This window comes from Agathobaculum sp., from assembly GCF_034098985.1.
GTDB lineage: Bacteria > Bacillota > Clostridia > Oscillospirales > Butyricicoccaceae > Agathobaculum.
The window spans coordinates 21,634-43,831 of record NZ_JAXEOA010000022.1 but is presented as its reverse complement, the minus strand read 5'-3'; the positions used below and the strand labels follow the sequence as shown (position 1 = coordinate 43,831).

Annotated in this window: 23 protein-coding genes; 5 read left to right on the top strand and 18 right to left on the bottom strand. The window is 53.7% G+C overall.

The features are described 5' to 3' along the window. Positions 1-41: 41 nt before the first annotated feature. Positions 42-692, top strand: a complete 651-nt coding sequence (locus SO058_RS07535; RefSeq protein WP_320842377.1) for a ComF family protein — start codon at positions 42-44, stop codon at positions 690-692. 32 nt (positions 693-724) lie between these two features. Here the strand turns inward: SO058_RS07535 and SO058_RS07530 are convergent, their stop codons facing one another. From SO058_RS07530 to SO058_RS07505, 6 genes are all read right to left on the bottom strand, one after another. Next, complete coding sequence (locus SO058_RS07530) at positions 725-1,816, bottom strand: helix-turn-helix domain-containing protein (protein ID WP_320842376.1); 1,092 nt, start codon at positions 1,814-1,816, stop codon at positions 725-727. 152 nt (positions 1,817-1,968) lie between these two features. Beyond that, a complete protein-coding gene (locus SO058_RS07525; protein WP_320842375.1) occupies positions 1,969-2,157 on the bottom strand; it encodes a hypothetical protein in 189 nt (62 codons plus the stop codon). Positions 2,158-2,248: 91 nt separating this feature from the next. After that, a complete protein-coding gene (locus SO058_RS07520) occupies positions 2,249-3,457 on the bottom strand; it encodes an aspartate kinase (protein ID WP_320842374.1) in 1,209 nt (402 codons plus the stop codon). A 36-nt stretch (positions 3,458-3,493) separates the two neighbouring features. Beyond that, on the bottom strand, positions 3,494-4,384 hold the full coding sequence (thrB, locus tag SO058_RS07515; protein ID WP_320842373.1) for a homoserine kinase: 891 nt from the start codon (positions 4,382-4,384) through the stop codon (positions 3,494-3,496). A 13-nt stretch (positions 4,385-4,397) separates the two neighbouring features. Beyond that, positions 4,398-5,609 (bottom strand): homoserine dehydrogenase, encoded by a 1,212-nt coding sequence (locus SO058_RS07510; RefSeq protein WP_320842372.1) that lies wholly within the window; start codon positions 5,607-5,609, stop codon positions 4,398-4,400. A gap of 36 nt (positions 5,610-5,645) precedes the next feature. After that, positions 5,646-6,086: an ACT domain-containing protein gene (locus SO058_RS07505; RefSeq protein WP_320842371.1), complete on the bottom strand. Its 441-nt coding sequence runs from the start codon at positions 6,084-6,086 to the stop codon at positions 5,646-5,648. Between the two features lie 287 nt (positions 6,087-6,373). Between SO058_RS07505 and SO058_RS07500 the strand changes: the two genes are divergently transcribed. After that, the gene (locus tag SO058_RS07500) at positions 6,374-7,699 is read left to right on the top strand and encodes a sodium-dependent transporter (RefSeq protein ID WP_320842370.1); all 1,326 of its coding nucleotides are present in this window, start codon (positions 6,374-6,376) and stop codon (positions 7,697-7,699) included. A gap of 34 nt (positions 7,700-7,733) precedes the next feature. On the opposite strand, the gene SO058_RS07495 is transcribed toward SO058_RS07500, so the two are convergent. From SO058_RS07495 to SO058_RS07455, 9 genes are all read right to left on the bottom strand, one after another. Continuing rightward, entirely contained in the window at positions 7,734-7,928 is a 195-nt protein-coding gene (locus tag SO058_RS07495) for a helix-turn-helix transcriptional regulator (RefSeq protein ID WP_320842369.1), read from the bottom strand. Positions 7,929-7,940: 12 nt separating this feature from the next. Beyond that, entirely contained in the window at positions 7,941-8,384 is a 444-nt protein-coding gene (locus SO058_RS07490; RefSeq protein WP_320842368.1) for a hypothetical protein, read from the bottom strand. 128 nt (positions 8,385-8,512) lie between these two features. After that, complete coding sequence (gene ftsH / locus SO058_RS07485; RefSeq protein ID WP_320842438.1) at positions 8,513-10,429, bottom strand: ATP-dependent zinc metalloprotease FtsH; 1,917 nt, start codon at positions 10,427-10,429, stop codon at positions 8,513-8,515. A gap of 42 nt (positions 10,430-10,471) precedes the next feature. Further along, positions 10,472-11,017 carry a hypoxanthine phosphoribosyltransferase gene (gene hpt / locus SO058_RS07480; protein ID WP_320842367.1) on the bottom strand — a complete coding sequence of 182 codons (546 nt, stop codon included), beginning with the start codon at positions 11,015-11,017 and terminating at the stop codon, positions 10,472-10,474. Positions 11,018-11,019: 2 nt separating this feature from the next. Beyond that, positions 11,020-12,366, bottom strand: coding sequence for a tRNA lysidine(34) synthetase TilS (tilS, locus tag SO058_RS07475; RefSeq protein ID WP_320842366.1), 1,347 nt, complete (start codon positions 12,364-12,366; stop codon positions 11,020-11,022). Next, a complete protein-coding gene (gene dnaB / locus SO058_RS07470; RefSeq protein WP_320842365.1) occupies positions 12,356-13,723 on the bottom strand; it encodes a replicative DNA helicase in 1,368 nt (455 codons plus the stop codon). The genes tilS and dnaB overlap by 11 nt, the downstream gene beginning before the upstream one ends. A 33-nt stretch (positions 13,724-13,756) precedes the next feature. Next, positions 13,757-14,203: a 50S ribosomal protein L9 gene (gene rplI / locus SO058_RS07465; protein WP_320842364.1), complete on the bottom strand. Its 447-nt coding sequence runs from the start codon at positions 14,201-14,203 to the stop codon at positions 13,757-13,759. 24 nt (positions 14,204-14,227) lie between these two features. Further along, the gene (locus SO058_RS07460) at positions 14,228-16,222 is read right to left on the bottom strand and encodes a DHH family phosphoesterase (RefSeq protein WP_320842363.1); all 1,995 of its coding nucleotides are present in this window, start codon (positions 16,220-16,222) and stop codon (positions 14,228-14,230) included. 164 nt (positions 16,223-16,386) lie between these two features. After that, positions 16,387-18,453, bottom strand: a complete 2,067-nt coding sequence (locus SO058_RS07455) for a PTS sugar transporter subunit IIC/EAL domain-containing protein (RefSeq protein ID WP_320842362.1) — start codon at positions 18,451-18,453, stop codon at positions 16,387-16,389. A 144-nt stretch (positions 18,454-18,597) separates the two neighbouring features. Here SO058_RS07455 and SO058_RS07450 point away from each other — a divergent pair, with 144 nt between their 5' ends. The 3 genes from SO058_RS07450 (at position 18,598) to SO058_RS07440 (ending at position 20,182) form a co-directional block, all read left to right on the top strand. Continuing rightward, complete coding sequence (locus SO058_RS07450) at positions 18,598-18,969, top strand: VOC family protein (protein WP_320842361.1); 372 nt, start codon at positions 18,598-18,600, stop codon at positions 18,967-18,969. 107 nt (positions 18,970-19,076) lie between these two features. Further along, on the top strand, positions 19,077-19,619 hold the full coding sequence (locus SO058_RS07445) for a chromate transporter (protein WP_320842360.1): 543 nt from the start codon (positions 19,077-19,079) through the stop codon (positions 19,617-19,619). Next, positions 19,616-20,182, top strand: a complete 567-nt coding sequence (locus SO058_RS07440) for a chromate transporter (protein WP_320842359.1) — start codon at positions 19,616-19,618, stop codon at positions 20,180-20,182. Before SO058_RS07445 ends, SO058_RS07440 begins: the two co-directional genes overlap by 4 nt. Positions 20,183-20,221: 39 nt before the next feature. Here SO058_RS07440 and SO058_RS07435 read toward each other — a convergent pair whose 3' ends face one another. From SO058_RS07435 to SO058_RS07425, 3 genes are all read right to left on the bottom strand, one after another. Next, positions 20,222-20,434 (bottom strand): DUF6514 family protein, encoded by a 213-nt coding sequence (locus SO058_RS07435; RefSeq protein WP_320842358.1) that lies wholly within the window; start codon positions 20,432-20,434, stop codon positions 20,222-20,224. A 133-nt stretch (positions 20,435-20,567) separates the two neighbouring features. Further along, positions 20,568-20,972 (bottom strand): C-GCAxxG-C-C family protein, encoded by a 405-nt coding sequence (locus SO058_RS07430; RefSeq protein ID WP_320842357.1) that lies wholly within the window; start codon positions 20,970-20,972, stop codon positions 20,568-20,570. Positions 20,973-20,985: 13 nt separating this feature from the next. Further along, positions 20,986-22,161, bottom strand: coding sequence for an N-acetylmuramoyl-L-alanine amidase (locus SO058_RS07425; protein WP_320842356.1), 1,176 nt, complete (start codon positions 22,159-22,161; stop codon positions 20,986-20,988). Between the last annotated feature and the right edge of the window lie 37 nt (positions 22,162-22,198).

Sequence of the window (22,198 nt, the reverse complement as noted above, 5' to 3'; positions counted from 1 at the left end):
GTTGTGAAACAGTCCCATTGTTTCTATCAGGTGGTGCGTAAATGGGGTTAATTTATCCGAAAAAATGTCTGCTTTGCCGGGAACCACTTGCCGTTTCCGGCACGGGCAACGCCATGCTGTGCGAAGCCTGTGCACGGCGGGTGCGGCAGGAATACCGCTGCATCGAGGGTATCCGTGTTTCTGGAATCGATGGCGTTGCAGCACCTCTTTATTACAAAGGGCTTGTCGCCGAAGCAATGAAACGATATAAGTTCAGTCATTTCCAGCATTATGCCCCTTGGTTCGCCGCGCAGCTTGCCCCGCTGATCGCGGAGCATTTGGAAGATTGGCAGCCCGATCTTATCACGTTCATTCCTATTGGCATGTTTCGCTTATACCAGCGCGGCTATAACCAAAGCAAGCTCCTTGCAGAACCGATCGCTGCGCAGTTTGACCTGCCGTGCATACCGCTGCTTCGCAAGCGTCCGTTTTCCGCCAAGCAATCCCTGCAAAAGAATGCGGCCAAGCGTTTTCAAAATGTAAAAAAATCCTTTCTTCCCATGAACACATGCGATTTGTCCGGAAAGTCCGTCCTCATAATCGACGATATTATTACGACCGGCGCAACGGTTTCCGCCGCTGCATCCATACTCCGGCAGATGGGCGCATCGCGCGTGTTTGCTGCCGCTGCAACGCGAACCCCGCATAAATAATAAAAATGCCGCCCTTTTTAGGGCGGCGTTTTTTATTCGTAGCCGTTGCTGGAAGAATATTGGTGCTCGTTTCCAAAATTGTCTGTCAGCGTCACGCGTATCTCGACCGCATCAATGGAGGGGCTTTCATGTGCAGAAAAATCGGCGCAAAGCTGGATGGAGCCTTCGGCAAACCGAACCGGCCCATCCGCATCATGCCAAATGGGCTGCGCATTCTCCTCAACACGTAGTTCATGCGTCTCCACCAGCTCTCCCGAAATGTACAGCTCCGCGCGGCCACCGGTCGGTTTTACGGAATTCTCAGAAAGCCCGGGCTGCACATCCACGGTGACAGTAACGGCCTCAAGCGTGCCGCCGCGCCAGGAAAACGGTGCATGGACAAATGTGTCTCCCAGCTTATAAAGCTTGTTTAAATCATAAAACGTCTCGACTTCCAAATTTCGTGTCTTGCCGTCCTGCTGCAAGCGCAGGATCAAGATATACGTCTGGGCGGGCGGTGCCGTTATATCCGCTTTCAGCATGCCGTTTTCTTCTAACGCCTGTGCTTCCAGCGTTGTTTCATCGCCCTGCAATACAAACCATGCTCCCCCGCCCGCTTCACGCGGCATGACCTTGCAGGAAAACCGTAGGTTTTCGCCGTCAAAATGCACCTCATTATGAATACTTGTAAAGTCACCCGGCTGCGTATTTGTATCCGGACCTGGCACATATACCGTGTTCATGCCTGTTGGCATGCTGTCCACTTGCTTTTGCAGTTTGTCCAGCCAAACCAGTGAGACGATACCGCATAGAACGCTTACCGCAATCAACGCGCTCAGGCACCAAATAAACCACTTGGTCTTTTTCGTAAGCTCCGGCTTGTAGGAAATAGTATAGCCATTTGGTTGAAAAGCCGTGGGGCTTTCCACAGATTTCCCGGGCAATGGTTCGTCCGGCCGCAGCAGCGTGTCCACGGACACCCCAAACAGCTTAGCCAGCTCGACCAGATTCTCCATGCCTGGGACTGTTTGGTCTGCTTCCCATTTGGATACCGCCTGCCGGGACAGTCCCAGCTTATCCGCAAGCGCCTCTTGGCTGAGATCCAGCTCGCGCCGGAGTGCTGCGATTTTTTCTCCAGTCGTCATGTCCGTTCCACCTGCCTTTCCTGCTTTCAGCGTACCTTAAATATGTGTGCCACGCCACCAACCCGGTGTTTCTTTTTGTCAACCAGCAGTTGCCTCATCAAAAAAGCTCCGAAAGACAATGCTTTCAGAGCTTTCGTTTCGCTATGTAGGATTTACTCAATGCCCTCTTCTTCCCCTTCGGGACGATTGTTAAATGCGTATTCCGGGCACTTTTCCTTGGCTTCCTCTTCGGTCGCATACGGACACTTTCGGACGATTCCCTCAACTTCCTGCAATGCTACACAAATCTTATCCGTGCCGGTCGCGTTGCGGCGGCGGAACAGACACCAAAGCTTTTTCATAAGGATTCTCCTTTTCTTGTCGGTAGTATGGTTTTATTATACCGTGAGAAGTGATTCTTGTCAATCCAACATTGATAAATAATTATCATTCTTACTCGCCAAAGAATTCCTCATGAATCGCCTTGACCGCCTTTTCGCTGTCTTCTTCGTTAATCAGAACCGAGATTTTGATTTCCGAGGTCGAAATCATACGGATATTGATGCCCGCCATCGCGAGCGCCTCAAACATTTTCGCCGCAACCCCTGAGCTGGACGCCATGCCCGCGCCGACGATCGAGACCTTTGCGACGTTTGTATTGATGGAGACATCCTCATAGCCCAGCATCCCGGCGTTTTCGCGCAGGATCTGGCCGACACGCTCAGCGTCGTCCTGCGGGATCGTGAACGAAATGGATTTTTTATTATCGCGGCCGACCGACTGCAGGATAATGTCGATATTCACATTATGCTTGGCCATCAGCGAAAACACCTTGAACGCGGTGCCCGGCGTATCAGACAGGTTGATGATCGCGACACGCGCGCATTTATTATCGCGGGCAACGCCCGAAACATTCAGTTTTTCCATGTGTGAGCCCTCCTTGACTTTGGTACCCGGATTGCGGGTAAAGCTGGAAACGACCTCTAGGTCGACATTGTACTTCTTGGCCATTTCGACGCTGCGGTTATGCAGCACCTGCGCACCGAGCGACGCGAGTTCGAGCATCTCGTCATAGGTGATGGCATCGAGCTTACGCGCACCGGGAACAATACGCGGATCAGCGGTATAGACGCCGTCCACATCGGTATAGATCTGGCACAAGTCGGCTCCAAGCGTCGCCGCAATCGCGACCGCCGTCGTATCAGAGCCGCCGCGACCGAGCGTGGTTACGTCGCCCAGCTTGTTGATGCCCTGGAAACCAGCGACAATGACAATCATGCCGTTGTCCAACTCCGCTTTCAGCCGATCCCCCGCCAGACGCTTGATGCGCGCATCCGAATAGTTGCTGTTGGTCTCGAGGCCGATCTGCCATCCTGTCAGCGATACGACGGGAAAGCCCAGCTTTTGAATCGCCATTGCAAGCAGTGACATAGAGATCATTTCACCCGTGTTCAGAAGTACATCCATCTCCCGGTTGGAAGGCCGGTCGTTCAACTCAGCGGCTTTTTCGATCAGGTCATCTGTCGTATCTCCCTGCGCGGATACGACCACGACGACTTGGTTTCCCGCTTTCGCGGTCGAGGTCACGATATCTGCAACGTTTTTCAGCCGTTCGGTATTGGCTACCGAGGTGCCGCCGAACTTTTGTACAATAAGACTCATACTAGTTTCATTTCCTCCTTATATGCCCTCAGAGGCTCAAAGCCGCTTCACCACTGCGCCGACTTCGTCACAGCGCAGCTGCATGGGCTTCCAATGCGGGTATTTCTCTGCACAGAGCGTCTGCGCACGGGTTAAGTAGTCGTGGTCGCCTTTATAGACCAGCGCGATAATGGACGGCCCGGCCCCCGAGATAAATGTACCCAGCGCGCCCAATTCTTTCGCGCCGCGCACAATGTCCTCGCCGTTTTCAATCAGCGGGAACCGGTAAGGCTGGTGCAGGCAGTCGCCCGTGGCCACGTCCAGGTTTTCCAGTTTGCCTGTTGTCAGCGAGCCTGCAAGCAGCGCGGCGCGCGCAAGGTTAAACACGGCGTCTCGATGGTCGATCGTTTTGGGCAGCGCGGCACGCGCCTTTTCGGTCGACAATTTAAAATCAGGGATAAACACCACGAAATCGATTGCACCGTGCACGGGCACGCGCACGTGATGCACATGGCCGTCTTCCAGAAGCGCAACACAGAAGCCGCCCAGAATGGCTGGCGTCGAATTATCCGGATGGCCTTCAATAGTCGCTGAAAGATCGATGACCGCCTGCCGATCAAGCGGATCGCCCAAAAGCGCATTCGCACCCAGAATGCCCGCGACTGTACAAGCCGACGACGAGCCTAAGCCGCGTGTCTGTGGGATCGCACAATCCTCGACGATCTTTAATCCGTGCAAAGGCTTGCCACACTCGTCAAACACACGCTTGGCACATTGATAAATTAGGTTGCGCGCGTCTTTGGGCACAAACTGCCCGTTTTTATCCGAAATTTCAATGCGGTCGCTCTCTTCCAGATCGATGATATTATAAAGCTCGAGCGCAATACCGATGCTGTCATAGCCAGAGCCCATATTCGCGCTCGTGGCCGGAACGGTTACACGAATCATCTCCCGTTCCTCCTTACAGCATACGCATCGCAGCCAGCACCTGACCCTTTTGAGCAAGCAACTTGCGTTTTTGTTCCATGTCAGCCGTCGACAACTTCTTTGTCTTGACTACGACCACGCCCTGCACCGGCTCGGTCACGCTCTCCACGGGAAGCACAGCTTCTAGATCTTTGGGGTCGCCCTTGTAACGCACATACCACGCGCTTTGCAGCGCATCGACCGGGCGCAGCAGATGTTTGGATCCATTGCCCCACAAGATGCGGCGGCGGTTCTCCTTATGTTCGATGCAATCCAGCATATCGGCCACGACAGCCGACGCCGTCGCGAGCTTGCCCGCTCCTTTGCCATAAAACATGACTTCGCCTGTCGCATTACCGTCCACCATGATCGCATTGAATACGTCTTCCACTGCGGCCAGCGGGCTTTCTTTATGGATAAGATGCGGCGCAACATAGGCATAGGCCGTGCCGTCCTCGCATCGCACCGCGCGGCCCAGCAGTTTGATGACACAGCCTAGCTTGTCAGCATTGGCCACATCCTCTAGCGTGATTTTTGTAATGCCCTCACAGGATACCTCGTCTGGCTCAAATTTATCGCCAAATGCCAGATCAGACAGAATGCAGATTTTCCGGCAGGCATCATGCCCTTCGATATCGGCAGTCGGATCGGCTTCGGCATAGCCGCTCGCCTGTGCCTGCTTGAGCGCGTCCTCAAACCTGACGCCGTTATGAATCATCTGTGTCAAAATGTAGTTGGTCGTGCCATTCAGGATGCCGCAAATTTCATTAAACTCATTAGCCGCCAAGCATTGCAGCATCGGGCGGATAATCGGGATGCCGCCGCCGACCGACGCTTCAAACATATAGTTTACGCCATGCTCTTCCGCGATGCGGAGAAGTTCTTCGCCGTGCGTCGCCACGAGCTCCTTATTGGAGGTGCAGACACTCTTGCCCGCCTGCAGGCAGCGCTTGGTAAACTGGTATGCCGCGCCAACGCCGCCCATGACCTCGGCTACGACCGAGACTTCAGGATCATTCTCAATCACTGCGAAGTCGCTTATAAATTTATGGCCGTACGGCAACGCGGAAAAATCGCGCAGGTCGAGCACATATTTAACCTCGACCGGCTCCCCGACGACACGCGCGATCTTTTCAGCGTTCATTTCAAACACTTCATAAACGCCTGAGCCGACTGTTCCGTGGCCCATGATAGCTGCTTTGATCATAAGATTAATTCCTCCCGGATGGATTATCAGATTCAGTTACTCGGAAGCCAGTATTTCTACTTTGCCGACCCCTTCCATGTTCTCTGCGCGATGGATCAGTTCTTCGACTGTATATTTCATTTCCCCTGTGCGCGCGGCGATAGTCACAGAGGCCTGCCCGCGCATGGGGATCGACTGGTTCACAGTCAGCAAATTAGCGCCTGAGCGCGCCATTAGCCCCAGAATGCTTGACAGTACGCCCGGCTGGTCGTGCAGCATGAAATGAAAGGTTACGATGCGGTCGGTCGTGGCCTCAAAAAAAGGACGAACGCCGTCCTTATACTTATAATAAGCGCTACGGGACAGCCCGGCAATTTTGGCGGCTTCGCTCGCTGTAGCAGCGCGGCCTGAGGCGATCGCCTCGTTTGCCTCGATCACCCGCTGAAAGACTTCAGGCAGCAGCGAGCGCTCAACCAGATAGTATTTTGGCTTTACCATGCGTTGTCCTCCCTAAAAAGACAAGTGTCTTTCTCACGCTTAAATAGCATACCATACCGTGCTATACAAAGCAAGGGAATATCCGATAAAAACTTCAGTTTTTTGACTTTGCTTTTGTCCATTGTGACGATGCAGCACTTTAATTCGGTTTTTGTCTGCCAAAGTTGATCCTATTTTTCTAGTAAAACTGCGCAACATGACCACCTTGTTCGTTTTGCCGTTTCATGGTATACTACTTAAAGTACGCTTTAAGCGTTTATCAGTTCAAAAATCGGAGAGTAAAAAAGATGAAACAAGAGAACGGTAACGGCACTTTTTCTTCCAAGATCGGCTTTGTGCTCGCCGCAGTGGGGTCGGCGGTCGGCATGGGTAATATCTGGATGTTCCCCTACCGCACCGGGCAATATGGCGGCGCGGCGTTTTTAATCCCTTATCTGCTGTTTGTGGCGCTGTTCGGCTATGTTGGCTTGTCGGGCGAGTTTGCGCTCGGACGCCTTACCGGCACCGGCCCCATCGGTTCCTATGATTACGCGCTCAAATCGCGCGGCAAAAAGGGCGGTTCGATTTTAGGCTCAATCCCGCTGTTTGGTTCGCTTGGCATCGCCATCGGCTATGCGATCATCGTCGGTTGGGTCGTCCGCAGCGCGTTTGGCGCACTGACCGGCACGCTGATGACCACAGAACCTGAAACATTTTTCGCACAGATGAGCGCGTCTCATCTGTCTAGCGTCCCGTGGCATATCATTGTCGTTGTGATCACCGCTGCTATCCTGATTTTCGGCGTTTCCGGCGGTATTGAAAAAATCAATAAGGTTATGATGCCGACCTTTTTTATCCTGTTCCTTGTAATCGCAGTGCGCGTTGCCTTCCTTCCCGGCGCAATGGAGGGGTACAGATATCTACTGGTTCCCGATTGGAGCTATTTACTGAACGTTAAGACCTGGATCATGGCGATGGGACAAGCGTTTTTCTCCCTTTCCGTCACAGGCTCCGGCATGATCATTTACGGCAGCTATCTTTCAAAGAAAGAGGATATCGTACATTCCTCGACCATGACTGCCGTGCTTGACACCTGCGCCGCCATGCTTGCAGGCTTTGCTGTCATCCCAGCCGTGTTTGCTTTTGGGCTGGATCCGCAGGCCGGCCCGAAACTGCTCTTCATCACACTACCCCGTGTATTCCAGCAAATGCCCGCAGGGCGCGTATTCGCATTGTTTTTCTTTGTTTCCGTTTTGTTTGCCGGCATCACATCTCTGGCAAACATGCTGGAAGCAGTATCTGAAGCTGCGCAGACCCGCCTCGGCCTAAAGCGCAAGACCGCCGTGCTTCTCGCTTCTCTGGCCACTTTGGTCGTCGGCCTGTTTATCGAATACGAACCGTTTATGGGTAAATGGATGGATATCATCACAATCTATATTGTGCCGATCGGCGCGATCCTAGGTGCGGTGATAATCTACTGGGTGCTTGGCGTGCCCAAGATCAAGGAAGAGCTGATGCTGGGGCGCGATAAGCCCTTGGGACGCGCGTTTGCACCGCTGGCGAAATATGTCTATGTATTTCTCGCGGCCCTCGTAGTTCTGTTCAGCTTTCTCATCCCCGGCGGGATCGGATAAAATAAAGAAAGGAACGGCTAATTGCCGTTCCTTTTTATTCCACCAGAGAAAAAATACTCTCAACTGGCTGCCCGAACAAACGGGCAACCTTGATGGCCAGTTCCAACGTTGGGTCATATTTATCGTTTTCCATCGCCACAACAGTTTGCCGCGATACACCCAGCAACTTTGCCATGTCCTCCTGACGTAAACCGCGGGCCTTGCGAAGCGCTTTAATATTGTTCTGCATATCCCCCTCCGCTCAGGAAGCAAGAACGACGATGACCAGCAGCCCGCCAAGCGCGCCGATCAGCGCGGAAACCCCCAGAATCCACAGCGCAGTCTTCCACAGCGGATAGGTTTTATATTCCTCATCTCCCTGCGTGCTGCGATGGCGGAGCACCAGCGTGGCGCCGGACTGGGTCAGCACACCAAGCAGCAATGCAAAATTAGACAGGGGCATGCTTTCCCTTTTGACAAACGTACTGTAAAAAGTGATACCCAGCAGGGCGAACAGCACAACGGTATAGGCGATCGAGACCGCTTTATACTGAATAATGCGCTCCATTTCATCCATCTTTCGCATTCCCAGATGGTCGGCCAGCGCCATAGCCCGTTTTGATTTGCTCTTGCCAATCCAAAGCACGATGCCGAACACGATGCCAAAGGCCGCAAACGGCATAGCGGCTAAAAAAATATATTTCATAACAGACTCCCAAAGCAAAATGTTAAACTCCCTTTACATTTAGAGTTTACATCTGTTTTCATGGAATGTCAAGATCTTTTTACATTTCCTCATAAAAGAAACCCACGGTGTCTGCCGTGGGTTTCTTGTTACTCCGACTCTTCCGACTCCGCTATCCCTTCCGGGGTAACCGTGCGCTCCGCGGAGGTGATTGGTTCTGCCTGCGCCATCAGATCGTCCCCGACGACCTTATCAGGTACGCTCTCGCCGTTATAGACTTTAACAAAAGTCTCTCCGTCCATCGTTTCATTCCGAATCAAATATTCCGCAACATTGGTCAACTGTTCCATATGCTCGGAAATCAGCTTTTCACAGGCGCGGTGCGCGTCCTCGATGATACGGTGGATTTCCTCGTCAATCTCAGCAGCCTTTACCTCGGAGTATCCCTTGCCCGCAGCAAAATCGCGGCCAAGGAAAATCTCCCCGTTATCGGCTGCATAATCAATTGGGCCGATACGGTCGCTCATGCCATAACTAGTGACCATTGCGCGCGCCATCTGCGTCGCCTGCTTAATATCGCCGTATGCGCCGGTGGAGATATCGTCCATCACCAGCTGCTCGGCCACGCGGCCGCCCAGGCAAACAACGATATATTCCTCCATATAGTGGCGGGTGCGGTACGCCTGATCCTCCTCTGGTAGCGGCATCGTAAAGCCGCCCGCACCGGAGGAACGCGGGATGATGGTCACATGGTGCACCGGATCTTGCGTCGGCAGCACGTGGAAGCAGATCGCATGACCGGCCTCATGATAAGCGGTTAGCTTTTTGTCCTTTTCGGTGATGATATGCGTCTTTTTCTCGACGCCCATGACCACCTTGAGCAACGACTCTTCAATCTCCTCAAGCGTAATAAACTTTTTGTTCCGCCGTGCAGCCAGAAGCGCCGCTTCATTCAGCAGGTTTTCCAGATCGGCTCCAGTAAAGCCGGCGGTCGTTTTGGCAATGGAATCAAACTTAACATCTGGATCGAACTGCTTATTGCGCGCATGCACCTTGAGGATCGCCTCACGCCCCTTGACATCGGGGGCGCCCACATAGACCTGGCGGTCAAAGCGTCCCGGACGCAGCAACGCGCCGTCCAGAATATCCTTACGGTTGGTCGCAGCGATGACGATGACGCCCTCGTTTGCACCAAAGCCATCCATCTCCACAAGAAGCTGGTTAAGCGTCTGTTCGCGCTCGTCATGTCCACCGCCCAGTCCAGCGCCGCGCTGGCGGCCGACCGCGTCGATCTCATCGATAAACACGATGGACGGAGCGTTTTTCTTTGCCTGCTCAAACAGATCGCGCACACGGGATGCGCCGACACCGACATAGAGCTCGACAAAATCCGAGCCTGAAATCGACAGGAACGGCACCCCCGCTTCTCCAGCTACCGCGCGGGCAATCAATGTTTTACCGGTACCCGGAGGGCCCACCAGCAAAACACCCTTAGGAATGCGCGCACCGATCTGCACAAACTTCTGTGGGTTTTTTAAAAACTCGACGATCTCCTGAAGCTCTGCTTTTTCCTCATCCGCACCGGCCACGTCTTCAAAGGTGACCTTGCGCTTATCATCCTGCGCGAGCTTGGCGCGCGCCTTGCCGAACTGCATTGGGCTGCCGCCGCCGCCCGACTGCTTGTTCATCATAAAATACCAGAACGCGCCGAGCAGGACAATCAAAATTAGATACGGCACAAAATTTGCCCACCACGGGATATTCTGTGAGATAAACTCCACCCGGGTCAGCGTGCCGTCCTTGATCTGGTCATCGATCATATCGCTGAGCTGCATATAAAGGATGCTGAAATAGTTGCCGAAATCGCAGTCGACGACTTTCCCGTCTTTCAGTTTGAGGGTAATGACATTGTTCTCTGTCTTAAATTCTTCGACCTCCCGGCTGTCAAAATACCGGTAAACGTCGTCAAACGTTGTCGCATCGGTCTTCTGCGACTGGCTGAGCACAAAGCTGAGGCCAGCCAGCACAAACACCAGAATGACCATATAAAGGCCAAAGCCTTTCATCTTACCTTTCAAATCGGTATCACACCTTTCTCTGCGGAACGCTTATTCCGCGCCGCCGTAAACGGCTGGTTTTAAAATGCCGATATACGGCAGGTTACGGTACTTTTCCGCATAGTCGAGGCCGTAACCGACGACGAATTCGTCTGGAATCTCAAAGCCGAGATAATCGACCTTAACATCCACCTTGCGGCGAGAGGGCTTCGATAGCAGGGTACACAGCCGGATCGACCGCGCGCCGCGCGCTTGCAGCACTTTCATCAGATAGCTGAGCGTTACGCCGCTGTCCAGAATATCTTCGATGATCAGCAGATCGCGTCCATCGATCTGCTGTTCGATATCCTTGATGATCTGCACCTCCCCCGACGTTTTGGTGCTTTTCCCATAGCTGGAGACCACCATAAAATCCACATTGCAGGCCGTGTCGATCTTGCGGGTCAGGTCGGCCATAAAAACATAGGAGCCTTTGAGCACGCTGACAATCAGGGGATTCTTACCCTCATAATCCCTAGTGATGCGCGCGCCAAGCTCGGCGACCTTGTCCGCGAGCTGCTGCTCGGTAAACAGCACTTCTTTGATGTCGTTCCTCATGCTTATTTCCCTTCAAAATGAATTTCTATCGTTTTGCCGTCCGTGCCTCCGCGGCTCTGGTCTGCGCCCAGCCCCTGCACCGCGATAACGCCGTATTTGTCAGCGATCACTGCAAGGCGCGCACGCGCAAAACGCGGGATGCGCCGGTCAATCATCAGCTTTTTGAGCGACCGGCTGCCGCCCCGTTCGGTCAACCGCAGACGGTCTTCCGGTTTTCTCGCTCGAACGGTCAAAGTTTCAATGTCTATTTTACCACAATCTACGGGAAAAGTATTGAATGATTTGTAAAAAACCTTGTTTTTTTCAGCAAATCTAAGCGTCAGCCTGACCTCGTCCGGCCCTACCGCCCCGTCAAACGGGATGGAGAGCCGCTTTTCCCACCAAGCCGTCGTGGTTCCCTCCCGTGTGACCGCTATCTTTTCATAGTTCCTGAGAGCAGAATAGCCGCCCGGCAGATTCAGCGATGCGGAGGGGTTTTCGCTCGCCAGCAGCTTCTGCAATAGCAGGATATGCGTTTCGCCGGTCTGCGCGCGCGGCACGCCGCTTTGCGCAAGCAGCAACCGCAGCGCGCGGGAGCTGAGTGGATGAGGTGCTTCCCGCAGCGGCTGTACAAGGTATCCGTCGATCTGCCGCGCTCGTCGCAAGAGCGTTTCAGCCTGAAAATCCAAATATGCGTCGTCCTGCCGGATCAAGCGGGTCAACCGTCCGACTGCCTCCCCCAGTTCTGGGTTCAACTGCCGCAGTATAGGCACGACCTCGTGCCGAATACGATTTCGTGTGCAGTCAGTGGTCAAGTTCGTGCTGTCGGTGACAAACGCCTGTCCATTATCTTTAAGATATGCTTCGATCTGCGACCTGCTGGTTTCTATCATCGGGCGGATGATCGCGCCGCGCATCGGAGGAATGCCAGCCAGACCTTTTGCTCCAGTGCCACGGGTTAAATGAAAGAGTACGGTTTCAATATTGTCGTCCGCCGTATGCGCTGTTGCTATCTTTTTCCCGGCCGCATATTCCCCCAGCAGCTGATAGCGTTTGACCCGCGCGGCAGTTTCGATGCTCTCTTTCCGCTCCACAGCCAGCGCGGCGATATTCTCCCGGGCGACCGTAAGCGGCACGCCCAATCCGGCGCAAAGGCTTCGTACAAAGGCCTCATCGCGCATCGCTTCATCCCCACGCAAACCGTGGTTCAAATGAAACGCGGAAACCAAGTATCCAAGCTCCCGCAGACAAAGCAGCATAGCTACTGAATCCGCCCCGCCTGAAAGCGCAACCAGCACGTTTTCGCCGGGTGTGAGCATTTGATAACGCGCGACCGTTTGCCCGACCCGTTCCAGTATATTATGCTCCATGGACACGGTCCTGATTGGAGAATGTCGTATATTGGCCGACCCATTGCAGCTCAATGGTGTTGGTCGCGCCGTGTCGGTTCTTCGCAACGATGATCTCCGCGATATTTTTCATTTCACTATCATCGTCGTAATAATCATCGCGGTAGATGAACATGACAATGTCGGCATCCTGCTCGATCGCGCCCGATTCACGTAGATCAGACAGCATTGGGCGTTTATCCGCACGCTGCTCGGACGCACGCGAAAGCTGAGACAAGCAGACCACCGGGATGTTAAGCTCTTTCGCCATAATCTTGAGCGAACGTGAAATTTCCGCAACCTCCTGCACACGGTTGTCCGAGTGCCGCCCGCCGGAATGCATCAGCTGTAAATAGTCAATTACAATAAGCCCCAGCTCGTCGCCCAGCCGGCGGCATTTGGCTTTGATCTCCGCGACCGTGATCGCGGGGTTATCGTCCACATAGATGTTGACTCCGGCGAGCACACCCGACGCGCGCGCGATTTTTACCCAGTCGTCCGGATCCAGATTGCCGGTCTTAAGCTTTTGCGTTTCTATCAGCGCCTCGCTCGCCAGAAAACGGCTTGCCAACTGCTCCTTGCTCATTTCAAGCTGGAACACGCAGACGCCCGTCCCCTTTCTGTCATGTTTATCCTTTTTGGCTTTAACGGCAGCTTTTGCGGCGTTCAACGCGATATTCAAGGCAAACGCCGTCTTGCCCATACCGGGGCGCGCCGCAATCAGAATCAGGTCGGATTTATTTAGGCCGGTTAATGCGGCGTCCAGCGCGTGGAAGCCGGTCGACATGCCGGGAATCTCGCTGTCCGATTTCGCGCGTTCATCCAGCTCGGTATATAGGTCTGCAATGACCTCGCTCAGCCGCGAAAGCCCTTTGATTTCACGGCCCTGCCGGATATTATAGACCCTTTGTTCGGCAAGCTCGGCAATCGAGGAGGCTTCGCCGCGCGCCTCCAAAGCGTTTTGCTGGATTTCGGCACCTGCATCTGCCAGCTGGCGCAGCAGGCTTTTATCGCGAACAATGCGCAGATATTCGCCGACATTCCGGGTGTTCGGCGTGACCTCCATCAGTTGAAACAAATACGCGCGTCCGCCCGCCTCGTCATAATAGCCCATGCGCGTGAGCATATCGAGCACAGTGACAGGGTCAATCTTCTGCGCGCTGTTGAACATTGAATAGATGACCTCAAAAATGCGACGGTTCTCCTCCGCGTAAAAATCTTCCGCGCGCACCTGTTCGATGACCTCCGGGATACACGCCGGGTCGACCAGCATGGAGCCAATCAGCGACTGCTCCGCGGTCAGGTCCTGCGGCACCTGCCGCATCAAAAGCTCATCCATCCATCCCACCTCCCCGGGCTGCAGTTCCCACGTTTATTCCTCTACGACCTGCACCAAAATTTCGCCCGCGATCTCCGCATAAAGCTTAGCTTTTACATGATGCACACCAAAGGTCTTAATTGGCTCGTCCAGCACGATCTTGTTTTTGGGCACGTCGACCCCGTACTGCTTCTTGAGCTCCTCCGCAATCTCCTTTGCTGTGATCGCGCCGAACAGTCTTCCGCCGGAACCGCCCTTTGCCGGCACCTTGACCGGGCTGACCTTTAGCTTTTCCGCCGCCTCGCGCGCCGCTTTCTGCTCGAGCGCGACCTTGCGGGCGTGCGCCTCGTCCTGCGCGCGTTTGACGTTTAAATTATCCGCAGTCGCAGGCTCGGCCAAACCGCGCGGCATCAAAAAGTTGCGCCCGTAGCCCTCGCTGACCTCGATTAGATCGCCCGCTTTACCTTTTCCCTTTACATCGGCCTTCAGAATGACTTTCATAGCTTGCATATCTCCCTTGTGTGATTATTCTTTGGTGTCTCCACTGTTATCAGCCAAATAGGCCTCGATCGTTTCTGTCAACAGACGGTCGGCTTCGGCAGCCGTTGTATTTTTCAGCTGCGCGCCCGCCGCGGAATGGTTTCCGCCACCGCCCAGCCGCTCCATCAGCAGCTGCACGTTGACCTGCCCCGCCGCGCGTGCGGAAACGGCCATATCCGACCCGCTCCGGAACGCCACCACGCTCGCCCGCGTGCCGATGATGCTCAAAAGCTCATCGGCTGCCTGTGCCGCGGCGATGCGGTCAATCTCCTCGTCCGACACGGCGAGGATCACGCCCTGTCCGCAGTCGCGCGCAAGCGATATCAGCTTTTGCCGCTCCATGTACTGGTCGAAGCTCGATTGGAACATCCGCTTTACATCGGCAACCTCCGCGCCTGCACGGCGAAGATAGGCGGCGGCTTCAAATGTTCGCACGCCAGTGCGCGTGGCAAAGCCCTTGGTGTCCAGATAAATACCCGCAAGCATGGCCTCAGCCTCGCCCGTCAAGATACCTGTCGTCGGCACCAGGTATTGCAGCAGCTCGCTGACCAGCTCGGATGCCGATGAGGCATACGGCTCGTGCAGGCTGACGACCGCGTTTTCAATATAGTCCGCCGCGCGCCTATGATGGTCGATAACCGCCACTTTATTAATGGATTGCAGCAACGCCGCGCTTTCAACATAGCCCGGGCGGTTTACGTCCACCACGATCAAGAGCGTGTTGAAATCGCACATGATCATTGCCTGATCGGCGTCGATGAACACGTCCTGATATTCCGGCAGTGTTTCCAGCCGGCGGATCAAATCGCCCGCCATGGTATGCTGCCGGTCGACCACGATATGCACAGGCTTTCCCTTGACGCGCGCCGCACAAACCATGCCCGCCGCCGCGCCGACCGCATCCATATCGCTGTTCTGGTGACCCATGACCAGCACCTGCGACGAATCGCGGATCAACTGGCTCAACGCACCCGCGACGACGCGCGACTTGACTTTTGTACGCTTTTCTACTTCTTCGCTAAGACCGCCGTAAAAATCAAACGTATAGCGGTTTTTAACGACCGCCTGGTCGCCGCCGCGAGATAGTGCCATATCGATCGCCAGTCCCGCGTATTGATAGCTTTCAGCCAGCGTTTCGCCGTCCCGTCCGACGCCGATGGAAAGCGTCGCGACGACGCCCTCATGGTTCTGAATTTCTCGGACCTCTTGCAAAACAGAAAACTTTTTTTCGGCCAGCTTGTTTAGGTCTGCCGTTTCCAGAATGAAGATGTACTTGTCCCGATCATACTTGCGCAGCACAGCGCTGCACGCTTTGGTCCACGCCGACAACCGCTTATCGATCCCCGCCAAGATGGCGGATTTTTCAGAATCAGTGGCGTTTTTCATCAGTTCTTCATAATTATCGATCGCAATCACAGCAATCGCAGGACGTCTGGTCTCCGCTTCATCCCGCAGATGGACAAATTCGGTGCAGTTGAGAAAATGGAGCATCATCATCTGTCCGTTTCCGCCCGGCATCATACTGCCGAAGATCTGGAAGCTATCCTTACCCATGCGCAGCTCACCCGGAAGCTGATGTTTCCCTTCGATCAGCCAGCGCGTCTCAAAATTGGGGGCAAGCTCGCTGATCCGCATGTTGCGCGCACCGTTAAACTGTCCGGTCAGTTCGCTGAACGCATCGTTCGACCAGACGATCTCTCCCGTCGTTGCGAGCGCCACCACCGTCGGCAACGGGGACTGGACAATCGTGGTCTTCAGTTCGCCGCCGCTGTCGATCTCCACATTGTTCATCAGCTCCTGCACCTGGCGTTTTCTCTCAGCCTCCTGCCGAACGGATGCCAAACGCAGCAGCGCACATACTGCAATACCGATCAGCCCAAATGGAATTGAAAAAAACAAACTGCTCAGCGCAAATAACAAAAACAACGCAAAGTAAAGAGTCTGCCCCGGCTGCAGGGCTTTTTGTATTCGTTTATTCAAGGATTCCCGTCCTCCTTTCGGACGCAAATATACACGTTAATTATAGCATATTGCTTGCCCAATGGCAAACCCTTTGTTGCTTCCCCTATACAGCCTCTCTTTCAATAGCGGCAAACAAATACCGCCAAGAATTACTCTACGGCGGTATCAAAGCATATTGTTGTTTATGTGGGACTGTATTGAAGCAGTTCTTCGAGCGGTACCGCAGGGCTGTATAAATATCCCTGAAATACCGTGCAGCCCAATTGTAGCAGCGCATTCCGGACAGCTTGATTTTCAACATATTCTGCAACAACTTGAAAGCCAAGGCTGTGTCCCAGTGTGACAATGGAACCGATGATTTCACCGGATCTGCCGTTTTCCAGGACTTGCCTTACCAAGCTGCCGTCCAACTTCACATAGTGGAATCTATTATTGCGCAAATAGTTCAAAGACGTATGCCCCATGCTAAAATCATCAATTGCCAGATAAACGCCCTGCCGGCTCAGCTTATCGATATTCGCGGAGATATGCGGAAGCGCTGTGAGCGAGGTCTCTTCCGTCACCTCCAACACCAGATTACGATGGATCCCCTGCTGTTCCGCCAAGCGGAGGATGCGCTCGGTCAGGATAGGATCATTCAGCTGTTCCGCCACAATATTGACCGAAACGCGTATTTCCGTTCCAAAGCGATCCCGTATGACCGGGATATCTTTGCAAACTGTATTGAAGATACTCCATGTCAACGCTTCAAAACAGCCGTCCTCCTGTGCCAGCGCGACGACCAGCGGTGGATACAGTATGCTGCCGCCATACCGCCAACGAAGCAAGGCTTCAGCACCAACCAGCGCTCCCCGCTCGTCTACCTGCGGTTGGTAAAACATCATGATCCTATCGGCGGCGATATCTGCGCGCAGCTTACCCATTAGGCTTTTGGCCATCACGCCCAAGCTATCGTTACGATCCAGATAATATATCCGCTCGCCGCGCTGCTCCCGGCTCTGGAAATGTGAGGTCAACTCTTTGGTCAGAAAAACTTCGCGATCCTCCTGCAGGCGCTCCGACAGACGGACAAACGGAATATAGATCAACGTTCCGAGCGCTACAGACACGAGTTGAACCGCCGCGCCTCTCCATGAACCAGTCGCCAGATATCCGCTGAAAAAGACAGGCGTGGTCCAATTGACCGTCTGCTGTACAAACGGCATCCAGCCAATGGCCGCTGCGCCGTAAGCCAGCAGCATGGATACAATCGGCGTCAGGATAAATGGGATCGTGAAGACCGGATTCAAGACAATTGGAAACCCAAAGACCAAAATTTCATTAATATTAAATAACGCCAGCGGCGCCGCAGAATATGCCAGTTGGCGGTTGCTCTTTTGGCGCGACACGAGCAGCAGTGCAAGAAGCAGGCAAAGGGTTGCACCGCTCCCTCCAAGCACTGAAAAACTATCTAAAAAGGATTTTGTCATGATGCTGCCAGACGTTCCATCGGCAAAAACCGTTTGCGCAACCGCATCGAGCGCATTGCCGCCATGGATACCGAACACCCACAAAAAATCCAACAGAAACAGGAAGACTACCCCGTTCCCCGGCTCATGCTGCAGGCCGCCGAAAGCCTGAAAAAGCAGCCCGCTGATCAGATCATTAAGGTTTCCAACATGGAACAGCTTTTGCAAAAGCAGATTGCCCGCCGCAAAAACGGCTACGCAGACCGCCACCGGAAAAATCGCCGACATGGAACTACGGAAGTGAATATCATTTCCCGCGGCATACGAACGGTATCGGCTATATAGGCGTAATTCCAGCGCAAAAAACAACCGCGTCGCCAAAACCGCACATACCATGGCGGTGAATACGCCGATGGTACCAAAGGACGCAATTGACAGCGAGCCGCTCTCGCCGCCGAATGAGGCTATAAAGCACGCGCAGGATGCTACCATGGCCATGATCTGCAATGTAATATGGTTGCCCGCAAGTGGAGCCGAATAAAAATAACTGATCGCCAGGACCAGGTAAAGCGAAACAAATCCAGTGGTCGCATCGACGATGAACTGTAACAGTGAGGCGACCCATCCGCCGCCAAACGAGCGCAGAAATTCCTGATATGGCAGCAGCGGGAAATTCAATAACAGCAAGGCAAAGGAACCAGTCAGCACGATCGGGATGATCAGCAGAAAGCCTTTTTTTATGGCGCTCAGCACCGGACTATTTTCCACTGCGTACAGCATCTTGCGTATCTTTTGCAGCACCGTTCCACCCCCTGCCCGTTTCATTTATTGTACCATACCCTGCCCACGGATTAAAGCTTGGATTTTCATTCTTTTTATGCCGGTTGCCATTTTGCATATATCATGTTAAAGTAAAGATATCATGAAAAACAAGGAGGTTCTTTCATGCAATTTACCTTTGCCCATAATAACCTAAACGTATTTGAGCTCAGTCGCTCACTCGCTTTCTACAGCGAGGCGCTTGGGCTGACAGAAACCCGGCGCATCGAAGCGCCGGACGGCAGCTTTATAATCGTATATCTTGGGGATGGGAAGACGCCGCACCAGCTCGAATTGACATGGCTGCGAGACCGTACCACGCCTTACGATCTGGGCGATAACGAAATCCATTTGGCTTTCCGGACAGACAATTTTGATGCAGCGCACGCAAAACACGCCTCCATGGGCTGCATCTGCTTTGAAAATCCCCATATGGGTATCTACTTTATCGCCGACCCCGACGGCTACTGGCTCGAGGTCATTCCCGCCGCCAAGTAACCTGATGATCCGCCGAACGCTTTCTGCCGTCCGGCGGATTTTTCCTATTTTCATGTACGCCGCTGCCGGAATGTGGTATACTAAACGCCGGAAGGAGCTGACAGTGCTTGAACCCCTATCTGGATTTGTTTTTGACATTCGCCCGCGTCGGCGTATGTACCTTTGGCGGCGGATACGCCATGCTGCCGCTTTTGCAGCGTGAAGTGGTCGAACGCCGCGGCTGGGCAACGGAAAGCGAACTTATGGACTACTATGCCATCGGCCAATGCACACCCGGTGTGATCGCGGTCAACACCTCGACGTTTATCGGCTATAAAACGCGCGGGATCCGCGGTGCGGTCTGTGCGACAGCGGGCATGATTTTCCCCTCGCTTGTGATCATTTCGGTCATCGCAGCGTTTATCGCACAATTTGCCCATATGGAAGCGGTGCAGCACGCGTTTGCCGGCATCCGGCTGGCGGTGTGCGCGCTTGTGTTGCGGTCAGTCTATAAGATGTCACGAAACGGTGTGGTGGACTTGCTGACCGGCGCGCTGCTACTGGCCACTTTTTGTGCTGTGGCGTTTGCCGGGCTGTCGCCTGTGCTAATGATCGTGCTGTCAGGCGCGGTGGGCATCCTTGCCGGGCTGGTTAGGAGGCGGCGCATATGATTTTTTTGCAGCTTTTCTGGGAGTTTTTTAAAACCGGACTGTTTGCTGTCGGCGGCGGTCTGGCTACATTGCCGTTCCTGCGGCAGATCGCTCTCCGTTATCCCTGGTTTACCACTGACGACCTACTCAACATGATCGCCATTTCTGAATCGACGCCTGGGCCGATCGGCGTTAACACTGCGACCTATGCAGGTTTTCATGCTGCCGGGGTGCCGGGCGCGCTGACCGCGACCCTGTCTCTTGTACTGCCTTCGGTCGTCATCATTATTCTGGTTTCCCGCGCATTGGAGCGGTTCCGTGATTCTGCATTGGTGCAGGACGCATTCTACGGTCTCCGTCCGGCCTCTGCCGGGCTGATATTCGGCGCTATGTTTGAGGTTTTTTTCGCATCGCTGTTTCACCCAGAAGCGTTTACCAGCCTCAGCAGTCTGGGAGACGCGTTGAACATTCCCGCAATCCTGTTTTTCTTGATCATGCTGTTTGCAGTCTGGAAGCTTCCCCGGCTGCATCCGATCGTTTTCATTTTAGTCGGCGCGGTCAGTGGTATCGTGTTTCAATTCTAAAGGGAAAAGCGGTGAAAGCCCCCTGCTTTCACCGCTTAATTATTGTTCTGCGAGAATATAATCCTCCACCACATCATGAAAATGTTCTACTGGCACAGCGTTTTCTTGTAGTAACCGCACCAATGGCATAACGCGTTCGAATGACGGAAACACGTCCTCGATACAGTCAGCCACTTCTCCCCTATCAACGGCTGCGATACTGAACATTTCCCGTTCGGTCGTTTCTTTCTTTACCGCAATATATTGTGTCATTTCTCTCACCCTCCTGGATAATATTGTATTTTCCTGGTCTATTGTATCGGATGAGAGAAGTGCCGTCTGTCCAAAAATGTCGACTGAACAGAAAAAAATTTGCCGCAGATGCCTTGACATCTGCGGCCATTGTTCATTCCACCAAAAGTTTCTCCACCAATCGACAGGCATCTTCAATACAGCCTTGGCAGGAGCGGCGCACATTCCCATCCCCCACACCTTTCAGCTCCCGGCAGATGTAAGTTCCATTCTGCTCCTTAAAGGCTTTTGCCAATTCACGGTTAATGCCATACGTCGCGGCCTTGGTCTTTCCGGGCGCCTCCAGTCCTGCGCTCCCTTTCAAGCCCGCCAGCATGTACGCGCCGGTTAACGCGCCGCAGGTGTCCATCAGCCCCATGCCTAGGCCAAATCCCTCGGCCATTTTATAAGCCGTTTCTTCATCCGTGGCAAACAAATCGCAGTATGCGCAAACAACCGCCTGCGCGCAATTATATCCCTGTTCATGCAGGCGTTGCGCCCGCTCCATCCGGTTATCCATGCAAAAGGCCTCCTTAATATTCCACCTGATCAAAATAGCGCATGATCGCATTGCACTGCGCGCGCGCTTCTGCCTGCCAATCTTCCTCGCTGTCGATATAAGCGGCGTCTTCATTATTATCAATAAAGCAGAATTCACTCGTTAGTGCCGGGATCTGTAATTCCGCCGCAACGCGGTTGGTGTAATAATAATCGCCGTTATCTCCGTGCCGGAACCAAATCGGTCGAATGGACAGCCCCAGCTTTTCATATTCCTCGTTTAGCAATTCGGCCAGCACCTTGGTCGGCCCACCGTCTTCATCGGAGATCTGTGCGAGGATCTGCGCGCCGCGCGCCTGCGTGTTGAACGAGTTGTGATGGACGCTGAAAAACAGGTCGACGGAATCCTGGTATTTCTCCATGACAGTTTTGCGCAGGGTCAGCGATGAGCCCTCCTCGAGCGTATCGCGTACCATGATGACTGTAACGCCTTCGTCCTCCAGATACTGCTGCAAATATTTGGAGACGTACAAGTTGACGTGCTTTTCATCCAGATCAAGCTCTTTATTGTTTGCGCCGCCGTCGCTTCCTCCATGGCCGGGATCGAGGATAACTGTGATCTTGCCATCCAACTGCGATGTACGCGGCTCCGGTTCAGGCTCGGGTTCCGGCTCCGGCTCGGGATCGGGCTTCGGCGTTGGTGTCGGCTCAGGCTCAGGCTCCGGTTCGGGGGTATGGATCATCACCGTGCGGCTCGCGCTTTCAAAGGCAGCTGTAAAACCGATCTCAGAAGCAACGTCGGCAATTTTATAATAGTTATTTCCATTTATATTATAGCCCTTGACCGAAACAGCTTTTCCATCCATCGTGACCTTGGCGGTTGAAGCCTGCACTTTAAGCGTGCCCGCCGACTGCTTCTCCATTTCGCCGCCGACCGCAGTGTACTTCGAGCCGGTCACCATATTGATAGTCTTAGCCGCACTGTTCCATTTCACATCGAACGTCGACGTAGTGCCGCTGAGCAGATATGCGATATCGCGCAGCTTAAAATAGTTGTATCCGTCAATATTGTAGGCCTGCGGTGTGACTGCGGCGCCGTTCACCTGGACTTTGTGCGTTGAGGCGACGACGCGCGGTGCCGCTGCAAATGCCGTGCCGGTCGACAGGCACAAAACCGCGCATAAAAGCGCGAAAAATCGTTTGGCTTTCATGTGATCCTCCGTAGTATATCAAGCGGGCGACTTCAAA

Excerpts from the sequence above, each read along its gene's own strand:
- dnaB (WP_320842365.1), bottom strand. The coding sequence starts at position 13,723 with ATGGATGAGCTTTTGATGCGGCAGGTGCCGCAGGACCTGACCGCGGAG.
- SO058_RS07535 (WP_320842377.1), top strand. The coding sequence starts at position 42 with ATGGGGTTAATTTATCCGAAAAAATGTCTGCTTTGCCGGGAACCACTT.
- SO058_RS07495 (WP_320842369.1), bottom strand. The coding sequence starts at position 7,928 with ATGCAGAACAATATTAAAGCGCTTCGCAAGGCCCGCGGTTTACGTCAG.
- thrB (WP_320842373.1), bottom strand. The coding sequence starts at position 4,384 with ATGATTCGTGTAACCGTTCCGGCCACGAGCGCGAATATGGGCTCTGGC.
- SO058_RS07500 (WP_320842370.1), top strand. The coding sequence starts at position 6,374 with ATGAAACAAGAGAACGGTAACGGCACTTTTTCTTCCAAGATCGGCTTT.
- SO058_RS07490 (WP_320842368.1), bottom strand. The coding sequence starts at position 8,384 with ATGAAATATATTTTTTTAGCCGCTATGCCGTTTGCGGCCTTTGGCATC.
- SO058_RS07530 (WP_320842376.1), bottom strand. The coding sequence starts at position 1,816 with ATGACGACTGGAGAAAAAATCGCAGCACTCCGGCGCGAGCTGGATCTC.
- tilS (WP_320842366.1), bottom strand. The coding sequence starts at position 12,366 with ATGGAGCATAATATACTGGAACGGGTCGGGCAAACGGTCGCGCGTTAT.
- SO058_RS07450 (WP_320842361.1), top strand. The coding sequence starts at position 18,598 with ATGCAATTTACCTTTGCCCATAATAACCTAAACGTATTTGAGCTCAGT.
- SO058_RS07440 (WP_320842359.1), top strand. The coding sequence starts at position 19,616 with ATGATTTTTTTGCAGCTTTTCTGGGAGTTTTTTAAAACCGGACTGTTT.
- rplI (WP_320842364.1), bottom strand. The coding sequence starts at position 14,203 with ATGAAAGTCATTCTGAAGGCCGATGTAAAGGGAAAAGGTAAAGCGGGC.
- SO058_RS07520 (WP_320842374.1), bottom strand. The coding sequence starts at position 3,457 with ATGAGTCTTATTGTACAAAAGTTCGGCGGCACCTCGGTAGCCAATACC.
- SO058_RS07510 (WP_320842372.1), bottom strand. The coding sequence starts at position 5,609 with ATGATCAAAGCAGCTATCATGGGCCACGGAACAGTCGGCTCAGGCGTT.
- SO058_RS07505 (WP_320842371.1), bottom strand. The coding sequence starts at position 6,086 with ATGGTAAAGCCAAAATACTATCTGGTTGAGCGCTCGCTGCTGCCTGAA.
- hpt (WP_320842367.1), bottom strand. The coding sequence starts at position 11,017 with ATGAGGAACGACATCAAAGAAGTGCTGTTTACCGAGCAGCAGCTCGCG.
- SO058_RS07430 (WP_320842357.1), bottom strand. The coding sequence starts at position 20,972 with ATGGATAACCGGATGGAGCGGGCGCAACGCCTGCATGAACAGGGATAT.
- ftsH (WP_320842438.1), bottom strand. The coding sequence starts at position 10,429 with ATGAAAGGCTTTGGCCTTTATATGGTCATTCTGGTGTTTGTGCTGGCT.
- SO058_RS07525 (WP_320842375.1), bottom strand. The coding sequence starts at position 2,157 with ATGAAAAAGCTTTGGTGTCTGTTCCGCCGCCGCAACGCGACCGGCACG.
- SO058_RS07425 (WP_320842356.1), bottom strand. The coding sequence starts at position 22,161 with ATGAAAGCCAAACGATTTTTCGCGCTTTTATGCGCGGTTTTGTGCCTG.
- SO058_RS07435 (WP_320842358.1), bottom strand. The coding sequence starts at position 20,434 with ATGACACAATATATTGCGGTAAAGAAAGAAACGACCGAACGGGAAATG.